At 35.9% G+C, this 16,263-nt stretch carries 13 protein-coding genes; 2 read left to right on the top strand and 11 right to left on the bottom strand.

Features of this window, described 5'->3' with window-relative positions; all coding sequences use genetic code 11:
• The first annotated feature begins 75 nt into the window (after positions 1-75).
• Both ACFX5D_RS03945 and ACFX5D_RS03940 read left to right on the top strand, forming a co-directional pair.
• Positions 76-3,249, top strand: coding sequence for an efflux RND transporter permease subunit (locus ACFX5D_RS03945; RefSeq protein WP_379856952.1), 3,174 nt, complete (start codon positions 76-78; stop codon positions 3,247-3,249).
• 461 nt (positions 3,250-3,710) lie between these two features.
• Positions 3,711-4,424 (top strand): hypothetical protein, encoded by a 714-nt coding sequence (locus ACFX5D_RS03940; protein ID WP_379856951.1) that lies wholly within the window; start codon positions 3,711-3,713, stop codon positions 4,422-4,424.
• 84 nt (positions 4,425-4,508) lie between these two features.
• On the opposite strand, the gene ACFX5D_RS03935 is transcribed toward ACFX5D_RS03940, so the two are convergent.
• The 11 genes from ACFX5D_RS03935 to nuoF form a co-directional block, all read right to left on the bottom strand.
• A complete protein-coding gene (locus ACFX5D_RS03935; RefSeq protein WP_379856950.1) occupies positions 4,509-5,225 on the bottom strand; it encodes a DsbA family oxidoreductase in 717 nt (238 codons plus the stop codon).
• A gap of 173 nt (positions 5,226-5,398) precedes the next feature.
• A complete protein-coding gene (locus tag ACFX5D_RS03930) occupies positions 5,399-6,391 on the bottom strand; it encodes a Gfo/Idh/MocA family protein (protein WP_379856949.1) in 993 nt (330 codons plus the stop codon).
• 158 nt (positions 6,392-6,549) lie between these two features.
• Entirely contained in the window at positions 6,550-7,920 is a 1,371-nt protein-coding gene (locus tag ACFX5D_RS03925) for an NADH-quinone oxidoreductase subunit N (protein ID WP_379856948.1), read from the bottom strand.
• A gap of 12 nt (positions 7,921-7,932) precedes the next feature.
• Entirely contained in the window at positions 7,933-9,375 is a 1,443-nt protein-coding gene (locus ACFX5D_RS03920; RefSeq protein ID WP_379856947.1) for a complex I subunit 4 family protein, read from the bottom strand.
• A gap of 9 nt (positions 9,376-9,384) precedes the next feature.
• Positions 9,385-11,280 (bottom strand): NADH-quinone oxidoreductase subunit L, encoded by a 1,896-nt coding sequence (gene nuoL, locus ACFX5D_RS03915; RefSeq protein WP_379856946.1) that lies wholly within the window; start codon positions 11,278-11,280, stop codon positions 9,385-9,387.
• A gap of 6 nt (positions 11,281-11,286) precedes the next feature.
• Entirely contained in the window at positions 11,287-11,607 is a 321-nt protein-coding gene (gene nuoK / locus ACFX5D_RS03910; protein ID WP_066079401.1) for an NADH-quinone oxidoreductase subunit NuoK, read from the bottom strand.
• A 1-nt stretch (position 11,608) separates the two neighbouring features.
• Positions 11,609-12,121, bottom strand: a complete 513-nt coding sequence (locus ACFX5D_RS03905; RefSeq protein ID WP_379851656.1) for an NADH-quinone oxidoreductase subunit J family protein — start codon at positions 12,119-12,121, stop codon at positions 11,609-11,611.
• Complete coding sequence (locus ACFX5D_RS03900) at positions 12,121-12,666, bottom strand: NuoI/complex I 23 kDa subunit family protein (RefSeq protein WP_379851657.1); 546 nt, start codon at positions 12,664-12,666, stop codon at positions 12,121-12,123. The genes ACFX5D_RS03905 and ACFX5D_RS03900 overlap by 1 nt, the downstream gene beginning before the upstream one ends.
• Before the next feature lie 115 nt (positions 12,667-12,781).
• Positions 12,782-13,834, bottom strand: a complete 1,053-nt coding sequence (gene nuoH / locus ACFX5D_RS03895) for an NADH-quinone oxidoreductase subunit NuoH (RefSeq protein WP_379856945.1) — start codon at positions 13,832-13,834, stop codon at positions 12,782-12,784.
• Positions 13,827-14,876: an NADH-quinone oxidoreductase subunit G gene (locus ACFX5D_RS03890; RefSeq protein ID WP_379856944.1), complete on the bottom strand. Its 1,050-nt coding sequence runs from the start codon at positions 14,874-14,876 to the stop codon at positions 13,827-13,829. Before ACFX5D_RS03890 ends, nuoH begins: the two co-directional genes overlap by 8 nt.
• 18 nt (positions 14,877-14,894) lie before the next feature.
• Complete coding sequence (nuoF, locus tag ACFX5D_RS03885; protein WP_379856943.1) at positions 14,895-16,262, bottom strand: NADH-quinone oxidoreductase subunit NuoF; 1,368 nt, start codon at positions 16,260-16,262, stop codon at positions 14,895-14,897.
• Position 16,263: the final 1 nt, after the last annotated feature.

Here is a 16,263-nt window from a genome sequence, read left to right as displayed (position 1 = left end):
GTCAAAAGTCGCAAAGTCAAAAGTAGAAACACCAAGACTTTACAGCTTAAACTTTAAGACCTAAAAAACAAACATATGAAATTAGCAGAAATATCCATAAAACGTCCTTCATTAGTAATCGTGTTATTCACGATTCTAATCCTTGGTGGACTATTCAGTTACAGTCAATTAGGCTATGAATTGATTCCGAAATTTGAACAAAACGTAATTACAATTGCTACCATTTATCCAGGAGCTTCGCCAAGTGAGGTTGAAAATACGGTGACTAAAAAAGTGGAAGATGCCGTAGCATCATTGGAAAACATCAAAAAAATTGACTCTCGCTCCTACGAAAGTTTATCAACCGTATCGATTACTTTAAACACAAAAGCCAAAGTAGATATTTCGTTGAACGATGCACAACGAAAAATAAATGCCATAATTAGTGATTTACCCGATAATGCAAAGACACCTTCGTTAAGTAAATTCTCATTGAGTGATTTACCTATTATGACTATTGGTGCCAATGGAAAAATGGATGAAGTCGAATTTTATGACTTGATCGACAAAAAAATTGCTCCTGTGTTATCCCGTGTGACAGGTGTGGCTCAGGTAAACATCATTGGCGGACAAGAAAGAGAAATTCAAGTCAGTCTTGATGCAGTTAAAATGCAGGGTTACGGACTTTCTGTTCCGCAAGTGCAACAGGTAATCTTGTCTTCAAATCTGGATTTCCCAACAGGAAACATTCAGACAAGGGAACAAAAAATCCTGATTCGTTTAGCCGGAAAATACAAAAATGTTGAAGAATTAAAAAACTTAATTGTATCATCAAAAAATGGAATCCAAGTTCGTTTAGCAGATATTGCCGATGTTCAGGATGCTCAAAAAACAGCGGAGAAAATAGCTCGTATTGATAGAAAAAGCGCCATCATTTTACAAATTGTTAAACAATCAGATGCTAATGCTGTTGCGGTTAGTGAACAAGTACTAAAAACCATAACAAAATTAGAAAATGATTATAAAGCCAATGACGTAAAACTGAATGTTGCTAATGACAGCACAGTTTTCACATTGGAAGCCGCTGATTCTGTAATTCATGATTTATTGATTGCGGTATTTCTTGTGGCATTTGTAATGTTGTTTTTCTTGCACAGTGTTAGAAACTCATTGATTGTAATGGTTTCTATTCCAGCGTCTTTAATCTCAACTTTTATTGGGTTTTACTACCTTGGATATACGCTGAATTTAATGAGTTTGCTAGGGCTATCACTGGTTGTAGGTATTCTTGTGGATGATGCGATTGTAGTTTTGGAGAATATTTACAGGCATATGGAAATGGGTAAAAACCGTGTTCGTGCTGCGTACGAAGGAACTGCAGAAATTGGTGGGACGGTAACCTCGATCACCCTAGTAATTGTTGTGGTATTTTTACCAATTGCAATGAGTACCGGACTAGTTTCAAATATTATTACCCAGTTTTGTGTTACCGTAATTATTTCAACATTATTCTCCTTATTAGCTTCTTTCACCATAATCCCTTGGTTGTCTTCCCGTTTTGGAAAACTAGAACATATTGAAGGTAAAAATGTTTTTGGAAGAGTAATCCTTGGATTCGAAAAACAATTAACCCGTTTTACCAACTGGATTTCAGGTTTATTAGAATGGTGTCTGAACCATTATAAAACAACGCTATTAGTTGTTTTGGTACTGTTTTTTGGATCTGTTGCGCTTGTTCCTGCAGGGTTTATTGGTGGGGAGTTTTTTGCCCATTCCGATAGTGGGGAGTTTTTAGTTCAAATAGAATTGCCTAAAGATGCTTCCTTAGAACAAAGTAACTTCATGACTCAAAAAGCAGAAGCCTATTTGAATACGCAAGAATACATCAAAAGTTTGATTACTAAAGTTGGTCAAACCAGTGAAGGTATGGGTTCGTCTCAAGCGACTGCATACAAAGCAGAGATTGATGTGAAAATGATTGATCAAAAAGACAGATCGGACGATGCATCTGTTTATGCCGCAAAAATGAAACGCCAATTAGAAAAAATATTGGTTGGAGCCAAAGTAACAACGACTCCGGTAGGTATTTTAGGAACGGCAGAGGATGCCCCAATAGCCTTAATTGTTACCGGTTCCAGTTTAGACAACGCTATGATTTTTGCGAAGGCAGCAGAAGCTGAATTGAATAAAATTCCTGGATCAACTGGTGTGAAATTATCGGTAGAATCCGGAAATCCTGAAATTAATGTTCAGGTTGACAGAGATAAAATGGCTGCCCTTGGTTTGTCCTTACAAACCGTAGGTTTAACCATGCAAACGGCCTATAGCGGAAATACAGACGGAAAATTTAGAGCTGGAGAATATGAATATGACATTAATATTAAATACAGCAGTTTCGACAGAAAAAGCATAGATGATGTAAGTAATCTTCTTTTTATAAATGAAAGAGGAGAACAAATTAAGTTGTCACAATTTGCAACCGTAAAAGAAGGTTCCGGGCCAAGCCAATTAGAAAGAAGAGACAAAACAGCATCTGTCACCGTAAAAGGACAAACTGTAGGTGTACCGGTGGGAACCGTTGTTGCAGAACTTGAATCAAGATTAACTAAAATGAAAAAACCTGTAGGTGTAAATTACATCTGGGGTGGTGATCAGGAAAATCAAAGTGAAGGTTTTGGAACGTTAGGTTTTGCTTTATTAGCAGCGATTATTTTGGTTTATCTGGTAATGGTTGGATTGTATGATAGTTTTGCTCACCCATTTGTAGTATTATTTGCTATTCCGCTTTCGTTTATCGGAGCGTTATTAGCTTTGGCTTTGACCAACAATACGTTGAATATATTTACGATTCTTGGGGTAATTATGTTGATTGGTCTGGTTTGTAAAAATGCAATTATGTTGGTAGATTATACCAATCAGCGAAGAGCTGCGGGTGAAACTATAAGAACAGCACTAATTCAAGCTAATCACGCACGTCTTCGTCCAATTTTGATGACCACGATTGCGATGGTATTTGGTATGTTCCCAATTGCATTAGCATCTGGTGCTGGTGCTGAATGGAAAAATGGTTTGGCATGGGTAATTATCGGCGGATTAATCAGTTCATTATTCCTAACATTGATTATTGTTCCTGTGATTTATGAAATCATGGAGAAATTAATTTACAAATTCACAAAAGGAGAAAAAACCGATTACGAAGCTGAAATGGTAGCCGATTACGACCATAAGGAATTGAGTGAAGATGGATTTAATCCAAAACATACAATCTAAAAAATATTAAATTTTAGAATTTAGAACCTGTTCATTAATTTGGACAGGTTTTTTTTGTTTTTATTCTAAAACAGCCAACTTATTTTATACTTTCTAGAAACTATTTTGGAATTTACTTACCGACAACAAAAACTTAACTACTGCAAAATAGATATTAGTGTAAGTATTTCTACTTTTTTCCAAGTTCTTGATTCTTGTAAAAACAAAAAAAACATTAAAGCATAATAGGAATTACCTTTGAAAAAAAGTAAATATACTTTCCTAAATAATTTTATCATCCATTCTTAAAATTGCAAACAGATGATTTAAAACACATTAAACAATAAAAACCAACCCTTTGCACAGTAACACAGAAACGTGATTCAAAACTTTGGCACGCTACTTGAATATCCCTAATCAAATAAGTAAAAAAGCGAAAGCCGAAAAGCTCAAGAGTAGGCAAAACACAAATAACATATATTATGAAAAAAATTACGTTTTTAGTAGCTAGTATCTTCCTTATTGGAGGTGGTGTAGCAAATGCAACAGAGAAAAATAGTTTTTCTCATGAGAGAAGATCGCCTGTTGATTTTAGAAATGCAGAACCAATTGTGTTCACAGAAAGAGGAGTTGAGTTCTTCGTGTTTCCTGACGGACAATTTGATTTCAATACACGCCCATCAACTGGCGGCCGCGATATGTATTATAAAGCTGCAAGGACTAGTGCGGTAAATAGAACGTACGGTGCTCCGTCGAATTTTAGAAATGAAAATTACGGTGTAAAAGTGGAACACGATAATTTTGGACGTGTGAGACGTATTGGAAACGTATTTATCAACTATGATGCGAATGATAGAATTAAAAGAGTTGGTTCCGTTTACATGACGTACAATCGCTATGCATTGGAACAAGTAGGTGGATTGCAGATTATCTACAACCGTCGTGGTCAAATTATTGATATGGTTGGAAGTGTAAAAGGAAGTCGCGCTTATGAAAATAATGATGGCAATTACGAACCTAATTATGGTGGTAACCAAAATAACAATGATAACGACGACTGCGATGATGATCAGGAAAACAATCAAAATTCAAACGTTCAAAATCAGTACTACTTTAAAAATGGTGGGGCAAAAGCCCAAAAAGAAGAAACTAAAGTAGTAGGAAGTGTAGATATCAGAATTGATAAAAGACGTTAGTTAGGTTTAAATGGTTAGTTAAAAAACCCCGTTGATATTCGTATCAATGGGGTTTTTGTTTGAAGATAAACCTTTACCTTAAATTTAGTCACAACCATTGATATCACAACTGTTAGCGGTTGTTGTATTCAATAAAGTAACTTTGGATTCAAATTTTCCTTCTTGCCATACTTTTTCTAAAGTTTCTAAAAAAGCAGTAGCAGGTTGCGCTCCGGAAATTGCATATTTATTATCTAAAACAAAAAAAGGAACACCTTGAACACCAATAGCATTTGCCTCTTCCTGGTCTTGCTGCACTTCGGCACCATAAGTATCAGAATTCAACACCTGAGCAATAGCTTCAGCATCCAGTCCTACTTCAATTCCCAATTTGCTCAATGTATCGAGATCATTAATATTCTTTCCTTCGGTTAAATAGGCTTTGAACAAAAGTTCTTCTAAATCATTCGCCAGATTATACTTTTTAGCTAAATGCAACAGTCGATGTGCATTAAAAGAATTAGCAAGAACCGCCTTTTCAAAATGAAAGTCCAATCCTGCTGCTTTTGCATTTTCAGTCATGTTATCGAGCATGTTTTGAGCCCAATCACTGTCCTTTCTATATTTTTCTGCCAGATGTTCTACCATATTATCCTCCGGTGAAGCGACAAAACTCGCATCCAGTTGATAACTTTTCCACTCAATCTCGACATTTTCTTTATATTCGAAATTTTGCAAAGCTTCTTCTATTCTTCTTTTTCCTATATAACAAAACGGACACATAATATCCGACCAGATTTGCACTTTTAATTTATTTTCCATCTTCCATTATTTAGTAATTGCAATTTACAATTGATTCTATGGTGCAAAATTAATCAATTCAGTTTTGAGCTTTTTGGGTTTTAGTATTTTATTATATATACCATTATAGTAAATATCGATTTCGAACTATAAACTTTTCTAAACCATAAAAACCTAAACCTTTTTTAATTTCTCTAAATATTTCCAATAATTTTGTCCATAACCCAACCGGTATGAGCTCCTGTTAAACCAGTAGAAGTGTGAACGCTATTACCCAAAAGATGTTCCCGAATTTGCTGCACATGATAGAGTTGGATGTTTTCTGGATGCGCAATAAAAAGTTCTGTTTTTCCTTGTTTGTTCGAAAGAACTATCGGTTCATCATTAAATACAGAGAATGCTATTTTACCTTTACTACCAAATATTTCTACGGTATCTTCCCGCTCATAACAACCAAAATTCCAGCTGCCTGTTCCCGTAATTCCTGACTCATGTAACCAACAAGCGGTTGCAGCATCTTTGGCGGAATACAATCCCTGCTGGTTAAGACTAATGCCGGAAACTTCTTTTATATCTCCTAACATATGAATCAATAAATCCAATCCATGACTGGCTAAATCATCAAAATAACCTCCTGTGGCGATATCCGCATCGGTACGCCAGTTATAGTTTCCGGACAAATCTTCCGGGGTTGCAGGTGCACTTAAATGCCATCTTACATGTCGCACTTCACCAATTTCATCGGTACCAAGCCATGTTTTTATCTGTTTGAAACGAGGAAGCGACCGCCTGTAATAAGCAACAAACAAAGGAATATTTTTAGCTGCAAATGCTTCAACAATCTCCAGACTATCTTTATAATTTGGCGCTAACGGTTTTTCGATACAGCACGGTTTTCCGGCCAAGGCAACTTTTAGTCCGTAATATTTATGAGTATCCGGCGGAGTTGCGATGTAAACCGCATCAATTTCGGGATCATTGATTAGGGTATCTGCATCGGTGTAGTATTTAGCAATTCCATGTCTCCTAGCATAATCCGCAGCCTTTTCAACGTCTCTTCTCATTACTGCTGTGAGCTGAAACCCTACTGTTTTCTGATAGGCAGGACCACTTTTCACCTCGGTAACATTTCCACATCCCACAATACCCCAACGAATAGTTTCTAAATTCCTGTTTTTATCAATCATTTTTAATTTATTTTAGATGTGTCGCATTTTTACGGAACCTTTACCAAAGTAAATATAATATAAAAACTTACTAGAATAAATTCCGCTTTTCCACTGAAGCAAAAAAAAGCCACCAAAATTTCTCTTGATGGTTCTCTTTATATTTTTAAAGCTTTGGTTTATGCCAATAAATCCAAAACTAAGGAAGGAAACAAACCTAAAACCAAATTCAAAACAATAGCAACAACTGCTACCGCATAAACTAAGAATGGTTTTCCCTTTCTTTCTTCGTTAGATTCTTTAGTATACATCGCTAAAATCAATTTGAAATAGTAACCAACGCTTATAATTGAGTTGACAACTGCAACAATCACTAATGCTAAATAACCCGCCTGAATCGTTTGGTTAAACAAAACCAATTTGGCAAAGAATCCCGCGAAAATTGGAATACCAGCCATAGAAAGCAAAGCCGCAGTAAGAATAGCCGCTAACAAAGGATTGGTTTTTCCTAGACCATGGAAATTCGTAATGTCTTCGTTATTTCTATTTTTACAAACGTATAAAATAACACTAAAAGCAGCGATACCAGAAAAAGAATAAGCAGACGCATAGTACAACAAGCTTCCTGCTGAAGTTGACAAACTCAATAAAGTCATCAACATAAAACCAGCATGAGAAACTCCAGAAAAAGCAAGCATACGTTTGACATTCGTTTGTCTCAACGCCATAATATTTCCTACCGTCATAGACGCCATAGAAATGACAACTACAACCATTTTGAATGCTATAGAAATATCAGCATTCATAACGAATAGTAATTTGTATAAAGTCGCCATCGCAACTACTTTTGCTAGAGTGCTCATCAATGCTGTTGTCAACGCAGGAGAACCTTCGTAAACGTCTGGTGCCCAAAAATGGAAAGGAACAGCAGCCACTTTGAATAACATCCCAATTGTAACCAATATAATACCAATTGGGAACCAAATTGGCAATTCGGCAGATTGCGATAAAGCACTGATTTCGGAAACATCAAAACTTCCCATTGCTCCATAAATTAAACAGATCCCAAACAAAATAATTCCAGAAGCAAAAGATCCCATTAGGAAATACTTCATTCCCGCTTCGTTACTTTTTAAATTCATACGGTCACTTGCCGCAAGAATGTATAGTGATATTGATAATACTTCGATTCCTAAAAAGAACATCGCCAAGTTTCCAAAAGATACCATCGCAACCGCTCCTGCCAATAAGAATACTTTTATAGCAATAAAATCGGATATTTTTGATTGGTGATTTTCGTAAAAATTATGTCCCAAAGCCACCAAGAAAATAGTAAGTACAATAAACAAACAAGAAAATGTAGTTGAAAATTTACTTACAGCAATCATATTGTTGTAGTAACTTTCTGTAGAATTAAACTCCGATATGGTTAGGCCCAGAACACCTAATAATCCCATGATTGTTATAGGCACAATGGCTTTTCTTAAATTAAAAATTTCAAATAAAAGGCATAAAACACCTAATCCTATTATAGCTATTAATGTATTCATTGTTTTATTTGACTAGTTAATTCTATTAATTTGAGTTAAAATTTCTTGAAGACTTGGTGTAATCAAATCTATAATTGGTTTTGGATACATTCCAAAAAAGAATAAAACGGCAATTATTATCACCAGCGTTATTCCTTCATTAAAAGTTACATCAGCAAATATTTTTGTATTATTCTCCCCTAGCATGGCGCGTTGAAACATTTTCAACATATAGTAAGCACCCAAAATTATGGTTGTTCCTCCTAAAATGGCAAACCAAATATTAATTTGTGAAAGACTGTATAAAACGGTGAATTCTCCAATAAAGTTAAAGGTAGTTGGCAAAGCAATAGAAGCCAAAACCAAGATTAAAAACATGGAAGTGAATTTTGGGGTTTGTGAACGAATACCGCCCATTTCAGCAATTGCTCTGGTTTCATATCTTCTTAAAATAATCTCAGCAATAAAAAACAATCCAACAACTACAAAACCGTGAGCGATCATTTGCAAAACGGCTCCACGAAATCCATCTAATGTTAACGTATACGTTCCAGCTGCAATTAAACCAACGTGTGCTAAAGAAGAATACGCTAATAATTTTTTAAGGTCTTTTTGTCTTAAAGCAACGATCGAACCGTAAATTACACCCGCTATTCCAATACTAATAAAAATAAACATATATTCTTTTGCTGCAAGCGGTGCCAATGGCAACTGCCAACGAATGACGCTGTACAATCCCATTTTTAGCATGATACCAGATAAAAGCATGGTTCCAACAGTTGGTGCTTTTTGGTACACATTTGCTTGCCAAGTGTGGAAAGGAATTAAAGGAATTTTGATGGCATAAGCCAAGAAGAAAGACAAAAATATCCAAAGTTGTTCCGTTGGTGATAAATTCAACTTGTATAAATCTTCAATTAGGAAGCTTCCCGCTTTTTGATACAAATAAACAAAAGCCACCAACATAAACAATGATCCTGCAAGTGTGTAGATAAAGAATTTAACTACCGCTTTTTTGCGTAGTTCTGCGTCTCCATTACCCCAAATCAAAGCGATGAAGTAAATTGGAATCAAAGACAATTCCCAAAAAATGTAATACAACAAACCATCTGATGCTAAGAATGTTCCCGCCATTGCAAAGGACATAAACAAGATTAATGCATAAAATGCTTTTGCATTTTTATAGGTATTACCAAAAGAAGAAAAAATAATTATAGGAGTCAATGCCGTTGTCAATAAAAGCATTGCTAAGGAAAGTCCATCTGCTTTTAAAGCAAAGGAGATATTAGGTTTCGTAATCCACTGATTAAGGAAACTAATGTTTTCACCTAAATTATAGTGATTTAATAGTACAATAGTACAGACTGCAGCAGCCAAACCAAAGAACAGTGCCACTTTTGAAGCTAGTTTATCGCCTGCAAGGAAAGTTGCAAACGCACCAATTAAAAGTATAATTAATATTAGAGATACATTCATAGTATAAGATTATTGAGCTAAAAATAAATAGGAAACAATGGCACAAAGCCCCAATACGAAAACCAATAGATAAAGACCAATGCTTCCATTTTGTATTTTCTTTCCTTGGTAACTTATTTCGTTGGTAACTTTTCCGAATCCAAAAACTAAAGCTGACAAACCAGTTTCCACAGTATCTCTGAAAAAACGAGACAAGAAATTAATCGGTTTAACAAAAATAGCGTCATAAAATTCATCAACATAATATTTATTGTAAAGCACTTTAGAAAATCCTGTAATGGCAGCATCTTCTGTAGGAACAGTATTTTGTTTGATGTATTTGGCGTAAGCAATACCAATTCCTACTAATCCACCCACAACAGCAATGGCCATCAAGATATATTCAGTAGTTCCTAAATGGTGTTCTGCACTTGCTAATTTCGGTAAAATTGGAGTCAAATATTCATTCAACCAACTGTTTCCTGGCAAGCTAATCAAACCACCTATTGTTGCAAAAATTGCTAAAACGATTAAAGGAAAAGTGATTAATGAAGGGCTTTCATGTAAATGATGCTTTTGCTCTTCTGTTCCTCTGAACTCTTGGAAAAACGTTAAGAACATTAAACGGAACATATAGAAAGCGGTCATGATAGAAGCAACTGAAGCCACAACCCATAATGGAATATTGTGATGGAAAGCCACTAATAGGATTTCGTCTTTCGAGAAAAACCCGGAGAATAATGGAACTCCAGAAATCGCTAATGAAGCAATTAACATGGTGATAAAAGTAATCGGCATTGCTTTTTTCAAACCGCCCATTTTACGCATGTCTTGTTCTCCATGTAAAGCATGAATTACAGAACCTGAACCCAAGAACAAACAAGCTTTGAAGAAAGCATGAGTAATTACGTGGAAAACCGCAACTTCATAAGCGCCTAAACCTAAAGCCAAAAACATTAATCCCAATTGAGAAACAGTGGAATAAGCCAAGACTTTCTTAATATCATTTTGAACCAATCCAATTGTAGCCGCAACCAAAGCAGTAACTGCTCCAACAATTGCTATAATATCATTTACCAAATTGATACTTGGTAAATCAAGACTATACAAAAAATTTAATCTGGTTATCATAAAAATACCTGCCGTAACCATTGTCGCAGCATGTATCAACGCCGAAACCGGTGTTGGCCCAGCCATCGCGTCCGGTAACCAAGTATACAAAGGTATTTGTGCTGATTTCCCACAAGCCCCAATAAATAAAGCAAAAGCGGCAACACCAATCCAATAGCTATTTAAATTGGTAGCCGTAGCAATTGCAGTTCTTAATGTAGCAAAATCTAACGTAGAGAATAAACTTCCAAGAATAAAAATCCCAACTAATAAACCTAAATCCCCAATTCGGTTCATGATGAAAGCTTTCTTAGCTGCATCATTAAAATCTTGGTTTTTATGCCAAAATCCAATTAACAAATACGAACAAAGACCTACGCCTTCCCACCCAATGAACATTACTAATAAGTTACTTCCTATTACTAAAGTGATCATGAAGAATACAAACAGATTCAAGTAGGCAAAAAACTTGTGCATATTTTCATCTTCGTGCATGTAACTGATCGAATACAAATGAATCAAAGATCCAATCCCGGTTACGAACAGCAACCATAAAATTGACAATTGGTCCAATTGAAATCCGAAATCAACTTTGAAATTACTGATTTGAATCCAGTCAAAAAGTGAAATGTGGATTCCTTCGGGTTGCGACAAAATTCCATTGAAGAAATAAGCGGTAGCAATAAAAGAAACCACAACTGAACTGGTTCCAATTATTCCAGACAAACTTTTCCCCAGACTTTTCCCGAAGAAAACATTGATTAAAAATCCTAAAAAAGGAGTAAGAACTAAAACTAAAGCTATATTGGTATTCATTTCCATTTATCCTTTTAAGTTTTTTAAATTATCAATAGTAATTGAGCCTAGATTTCTAAAAATAGAAACTAGAATTGCCAATCCTACCGCAACCTCTGCCGCAGCAACAGCCATCGAGAAAAACACAAAAACTTGTCCTTGCGCATCTTGATGATAAGTCGAAAATGCTACAAACAATAAATTTACTGCATTCAGCATAATTTCAATTGACATAAATACGATAATGGCATTTCGTCTGTACAATACTCCAAAAACGCCAATACAAAAAAGTATTACGCTTAGGAATATATAATTTTCAATACCAATGTGATTTAAAATATTGTTCATCTTATTTTTGCAATTTTTCTTTTTTAGACAATAACACCGTTCCAATCATAGCAACCAAAAGTAATATCGATGCAAATTCAAAAGGAACCATATATTCATTTAGTAATATTTTACCTAATACTTTTATAGACTGAAAATCTTCTCCTGTAGAAACGTACTCTCCAACAATTGGTTTTGAATTTATAAAAATTAAAATCAGAACAACGCATATTAAACAAAAAGAAACAATAGCGCCTAATCTTGTTATCCTAGGCCTATGAACTTCTTTTTGCTCATTTAAATTCATCAACATGATCGTGAATAAAAATAAAATCATAATCGCTCCCGAATACACAATAATGTGAACAATTGCCAGAAACTGCGCATTCAATAATAGATAATGACCTGCAATCGAAAAGAAACAAATCACTAAATAAATAGCACTGTGAATTGGATTTCTGCTAAAAATTGTCAAAAATGCCGTTGACAAAGTTATCGCTGATAAAACACAAAAAATTATAAGTATCGTAGACATTAGTTAGCGTTTTTAAGTTGAGCGTTTTTCATTGCCATTTCCAACGGCATGACCAATTTGTCTTTTCCAAAGATAAAATCTTCTCTTTCATAACTCGAAGGAACCAATACTTTAGAAGTCGTCAGGTAAATGGCGTCTTTCGGACAAGCCTCCTCACACAATCCACAAAAAATACAACGCAACATATTAATCTCATATATCGACGCATATTTTTCTTCTCTATACAAATGTTTTTCATCTGCTCTGCGCTCTTCCGCTTTCATCGTAATGGCTTCCGCAGGACACGATAACGCACACAAACCACAAGCCGTACAATTCTCACGACCTTCCTCATCGCGTTTCAACATGTGCTGACCACGATATACAGGGCTCCTTTCACGTACCTGCTCCGGATATTGAATCGTTACTTTTCTGGTGAACAAATGCTGAATCGTAATTATCAAACCTTTGACAATCGCAATAAGATACATTCTTTCCCAAAAAGTCATCTCCTTGTTAGAGACTAGCTTTTTTCTTCCCGATAAGGATATACTTTCTATTGACATTTTTTATTTTTATTTGAAGCTTAATCCTGCTCTTCGTTTCAATCTTTATTGTTTTTAAAGAAAAACAAATAAAGGATTTCCACTGCTATCAGGGCTAGGGCTTTTTCGGTACTAATTAAAATCCTAAATAAGTAGCAATTTCTACTCGCAAAATTACAATTCCGGTGATGATGATATTAATGATTGCCAATGGAATTAATATCCTCCAACCCAAATGCATCAGTTGATCGTATCTAAATCTTGGAATAGTCCAGCGAACCCACATATAGAAAAAGATAAATCCACATAATTTGATAAACAAAGCGCCAAATCCTAAAACATTCGCAATATTTACCCCCCAATTTTCAACAACCCAACTCATTCCAGGATAATTATAGCCTCCAAAGAATAAAACCGCCAAAATCGTAGAGGAAATAAACATATTCGCATATTCAGCAAATAAATAAAAACCCATTTTCATCGATGAATATTCCGTATGGTATCCTCCAATAAGTTCTGTTTCGCATTCCGCTAAGTCAAAAGGAGTTCGGTTTGATTCTGCAAAAGCACAAATTAAAAATATAATAAAAGACAACGGTTGGTAAAACACATTCCAATTCATTCCTGCTTGCTGTTCAGATATCTCTCTTAAACTCAACGTTCCGGTCATCATCAACAAAGCAATCATCGAAAGCCCCATCGCAACTTCATAAGACACCATTTGTGAAGCAGCACGAACCGCACCAATCAGAGAGAACTTATTATTAGATGCCCAACCCCCAATCATAATACCATAAACACCCACTGAAACAACTCCAAAAAAGTATAACAATCCAATGTTTAAATCAGTTGCCTGCAATAAAATATCTCTTCCAAATAAATGCAGCCTGTCTCCCCAAGGAATTACGGCACTCGTCATTAAAGCGGTACTCATTGCAATTGCCGGACCTACAAAAAACAAAAATCTGTTTGGTGTATTAGGTTCAAATTCTTCTTTTGAGAATAGTTTTAAACCATCAGCAAGCGGTTGAAACAATCCAAAAGGACCGGCTCTGTTTGGTCCAACACGATCTTGAAGCCAAGCGGCCACTTTACGTTCTGCCCAAGTGGAATACATTGCCATCAACATTGTCAAAGCAAAAACTGCAACAATAATGACACTTTTTTCTATGATAATAGTACTATCCATTATTACCCAAGCTTTTTTGATTAATAATGTCTTCTTCGGTCAATGGAATTTCGGCCATGCTTATTTTCTTGCGGTCTTCTTCTCTACCTAAAAGGATATGATCTTCGGTAGCGATTTCCACTTTTTGTAATTTTCTGTTGTATTTATTTTGATTGATAACCGAATCTTTTTCGAATGCTCTCGGTCCTTCAATAGTCCAATCTGAAATCTCTTTGTGATCAAAACGACATCCATTACAAATAAATTCATCTACTTCATGGTACTCATCTTTTCTTCCGGTAACACGTTGGATTTCGTCACCAAACATCCAAACGGTCGTTTTTCCGGAGCAAGTAGGGCAATTTCTGTGTGCGTTATAAGGCTTACTGAACCAAACTCTAGATTTAAATCGAAACGTTTTGTCTGTTAAAGCACCTACAGGACACACGTCAATCATATTTCCAGAAAATTCATTATCAACCGCTTTTGAGATACAAGTCGAGATATTCGAATGATCTCCTCTGTCCATTACTCCATGTACACGATCGTCAGTCAATTGATCCGCCACCATTACGCAACGGTAACATAGAATACAACGGTTCATGTGCAATTGAATATTGGGACCTATATTTTCGGGTTCAAAAGTTCTTTTTTCTTCGATAAAACGAGTTTCTGATTTCCCGTGTTCGAAGCTTAAATTTTGCAGATCACACTCTCCTGCCTGGTCACAAACCGGACAATCTAAAGGGTGATTGATCAATAAAAACTCTGTTACTGATTTTCTGGCTTCGGTTACTCTCGGTGAAGATTTACTATTCACTTCCATTCCGTCCATACAACCGGTGACACAAGATGCCATTAATTTAGGCATTGGTCTTGGATCAGCTTCACTTCCTTTGGCAACTTCCACTAAACAACAACGGCATTTTCCCCCGCTTCCTTTTAGTTTAGAATAATAGCACATTGCCGGCGGAACTACCTCTCCACCTATCATACGTGCTGCCTGCAGGATTGTTGTTCCTGGTTCTACTTCTATGCTTTGACCGTCTATGGTTACTTTCATTTTCTGAAATTCTTGACTTTATACGATTACTTTAGAAACTAAATGCTTTACTTTTTCAAAAGGTTCAGCAACAAAATGGTCTCTATTTTTTATTTTTTCCGGGAAACGAATGTGGTATTCAAATTCTTCTCTAAAGTGACGAATTGCCGCTGCCACTGGCCAAGCCGCCGCATCACCTAATGGACAAATTGTATTTCCTTCAATTTTACTTTGAATGCTCAACAGCAAATCGATATCTTCTTCACGACCGTGACCATTTTCTATTCGGTGCAATACTTTTTCCATCCAGCCTGTTCCTTCCCGACAAGGGGAACATTGTCCACAACTTTCATGGTGATAAAAACGGGAGAAATTCCAAGTATTACGGACGATGCAAGCAGTATCATTATAAACAATAAAGCCACCCGATCCTAACATAGAACCAGTTGCAAATCCACCGTCACTTAACGATTCGTATGACATCAAACGATCTTCGCCAGCGGCAGTTTTGTAAATTAAATGGGCAGGTAAAACGGGAACAGAACTTCCTCCCGGTACAAAAGCTTTTAAAGGTCTATCAGAACTCATTCCGCCTAAATATTCATCAGAATTCATGAATTCATAAACACTTAAACCCATTTCAATTTCGTAAACACCCGGATTTTTTATATGTCCTGAAGCCGAAATCAATTTGGTTCCTGTAGAACGTCCAATACCAATTTTGGCATATTCCGCACCTGAATTATTAACAATCCAAGGCACTGCGGCGATCGTCTCTACGTTATTTACAACCGTTGGATTTGCCCAAAGTCCTGAAATAGCAGGAAATGGTGGCTTTATGCGAGGATTTCCTCTTTTACCTTCCAACGATTCAATCAACGCAGTTTCCTCACCACAAATATAAGCTCCAGCACCACAATGAACATAAAGTTCTAAATCGTATCCTGACCCTAATATATTTTTACCCAAAAATCCAGCAGCTTTTGCTTCGTTAATGGCTCTTTCTAATATTTTATACACCCACATGTATTCGCCACGAATGTAGATGTAAGAAAGGTTTGCACCCAAAGCATAACTCGATGTAATCATTCCCTCAATCAATAAATGAGGAATAAATTCCATCAAATACCGGTCTTTGAAAGTTCCTGGTTCTGATTCATCCGCATTACAAACTAAATGTCTTGGTTTTCCTGATTTTTTATCAATAAAACTCCATTTCATTCCTGCGGGGAATCCTGCTCCACCACGACCACGCAATCCTGAAGTTTTTACTTCTTCGACCACTTCATCCGGTGTTAATGTTTTTATGGCTTTTTCTACTGAAGCATAACCCCCGTTTTGACGGTACACTTCGTAGGTTTTAATTCCGGGAATATTTATTTTATCTAATAATATTTTTTGTGACATA

The organism is Flavobacterium fructosi (assembly GCF_042787335.1).
Lineage (GTDB): Bacteria > Bacteroidota > Bacteroidia > Flavobacteriales > Flavobacteriaceae > Flavobacterium > Flavobacterium fructosi.
This window is presented reverse-complemented; position numbering and strand designations above follow the sequence as displayed.

What these genes read in the sequence shown, in the direction of transcription:
- ACFX5D_RS03905 (WP_379851656.1), bottom strand. Translation starts at nt 12,121, where the DNA reads ATGTCTACGATACTTATAATTTTTTGTGTTTTATCAGCGATAACTTTG.
- ACFX5D_RS03930 (WP_379856949.1), bottom strand. Translation starts at nt 6,391, where the DNA reads ATGATTGATAAAAACAGGAATTTAGAAACTATTCGTTGGGGTATTGTG.
- ACFX5D_RS03920 (WP_379856947.1), bottom strand. Translation starts at nt 9,375, where the DNA reads ATGAATGTATCTCTAATATTAATTATACTTTTAATTGGTGCGTTTGCA.
- ACFX5D_RS03900 (WP_379851657.1), bottom strand. Translation starts at nt 12,666, where the DNA reads ATGTCAATAGAAAGTATATCCTTATCGGGAAGAAAAAAGCTAGTCTCT.
- ACFX5D_RS03945 (WP_379856952.1), top strand. Translation starts at nt 76, where the DNA reads ATGAAATTAGCAGAAATATCCATAAAACGTCCTTCATTAGTAATCGTG.
- nuoH (WP_379856945.1), bottom strand. Translation starts at nt 13,834, where the DNA reads ATGGATAGTACTATTATCATAGAAAAAAGTGTCATTATTGTTGCAGTT.
- ACFX5D_RS03890 (WP_379856944.1), bottom strand. Translation starts at nt 14,876, where the DNA reads ATGAAAGTAACCATAGACGGTCAAAGCATAGAAGTAGAACCAGGAACA.
- ACFX5D_RS03940 (WP_379856951.1), top strand. Translation starts at nt 3,711, where the DNA reads ATGAAAAAAATTACGTTTTTAGTAGCTAGTATCTTCCTTATTGGAGGT.
- nuoF (WP_379856943.1), bottom strand. Translation starts at nt 16,262, where the DNA reads ATGTCACAAAAAATATTATTAGATAAAATAAATATTCCCGGAATTAAA.
- ACFX5D_RS03935 (WP_379856950.1), bottom strand. Translation starts at nt 5,225, where the DNA reads ATGGAAAATAAATTAAAAGTGCAAATCTGGTCGGATATTATGTGTCCG.
- nuoK (WP_066079401.1), bottom strand. Translation starts at nt 11,607, where the DNA reads ATGAACAATATTTTAAATCACATTGGTATTGAAAATTATATATTCCTA.
- nuoL (WP_379856946.1), bottom strand. Translation starts at nt 11,280, where the DNA reads ATGAATACCAATATAGCTTTAGTTTTAGTTCTTACTCCTTTTTTAGGA.
- ACFX5D_RS03925 (WP_379856948.1), bottom strand. Translation starts at nt 7,920, where the DNA reads ATGAATACATTAATAGCTATAATAGGATTAGGTGTTTTATGCCTTTTA.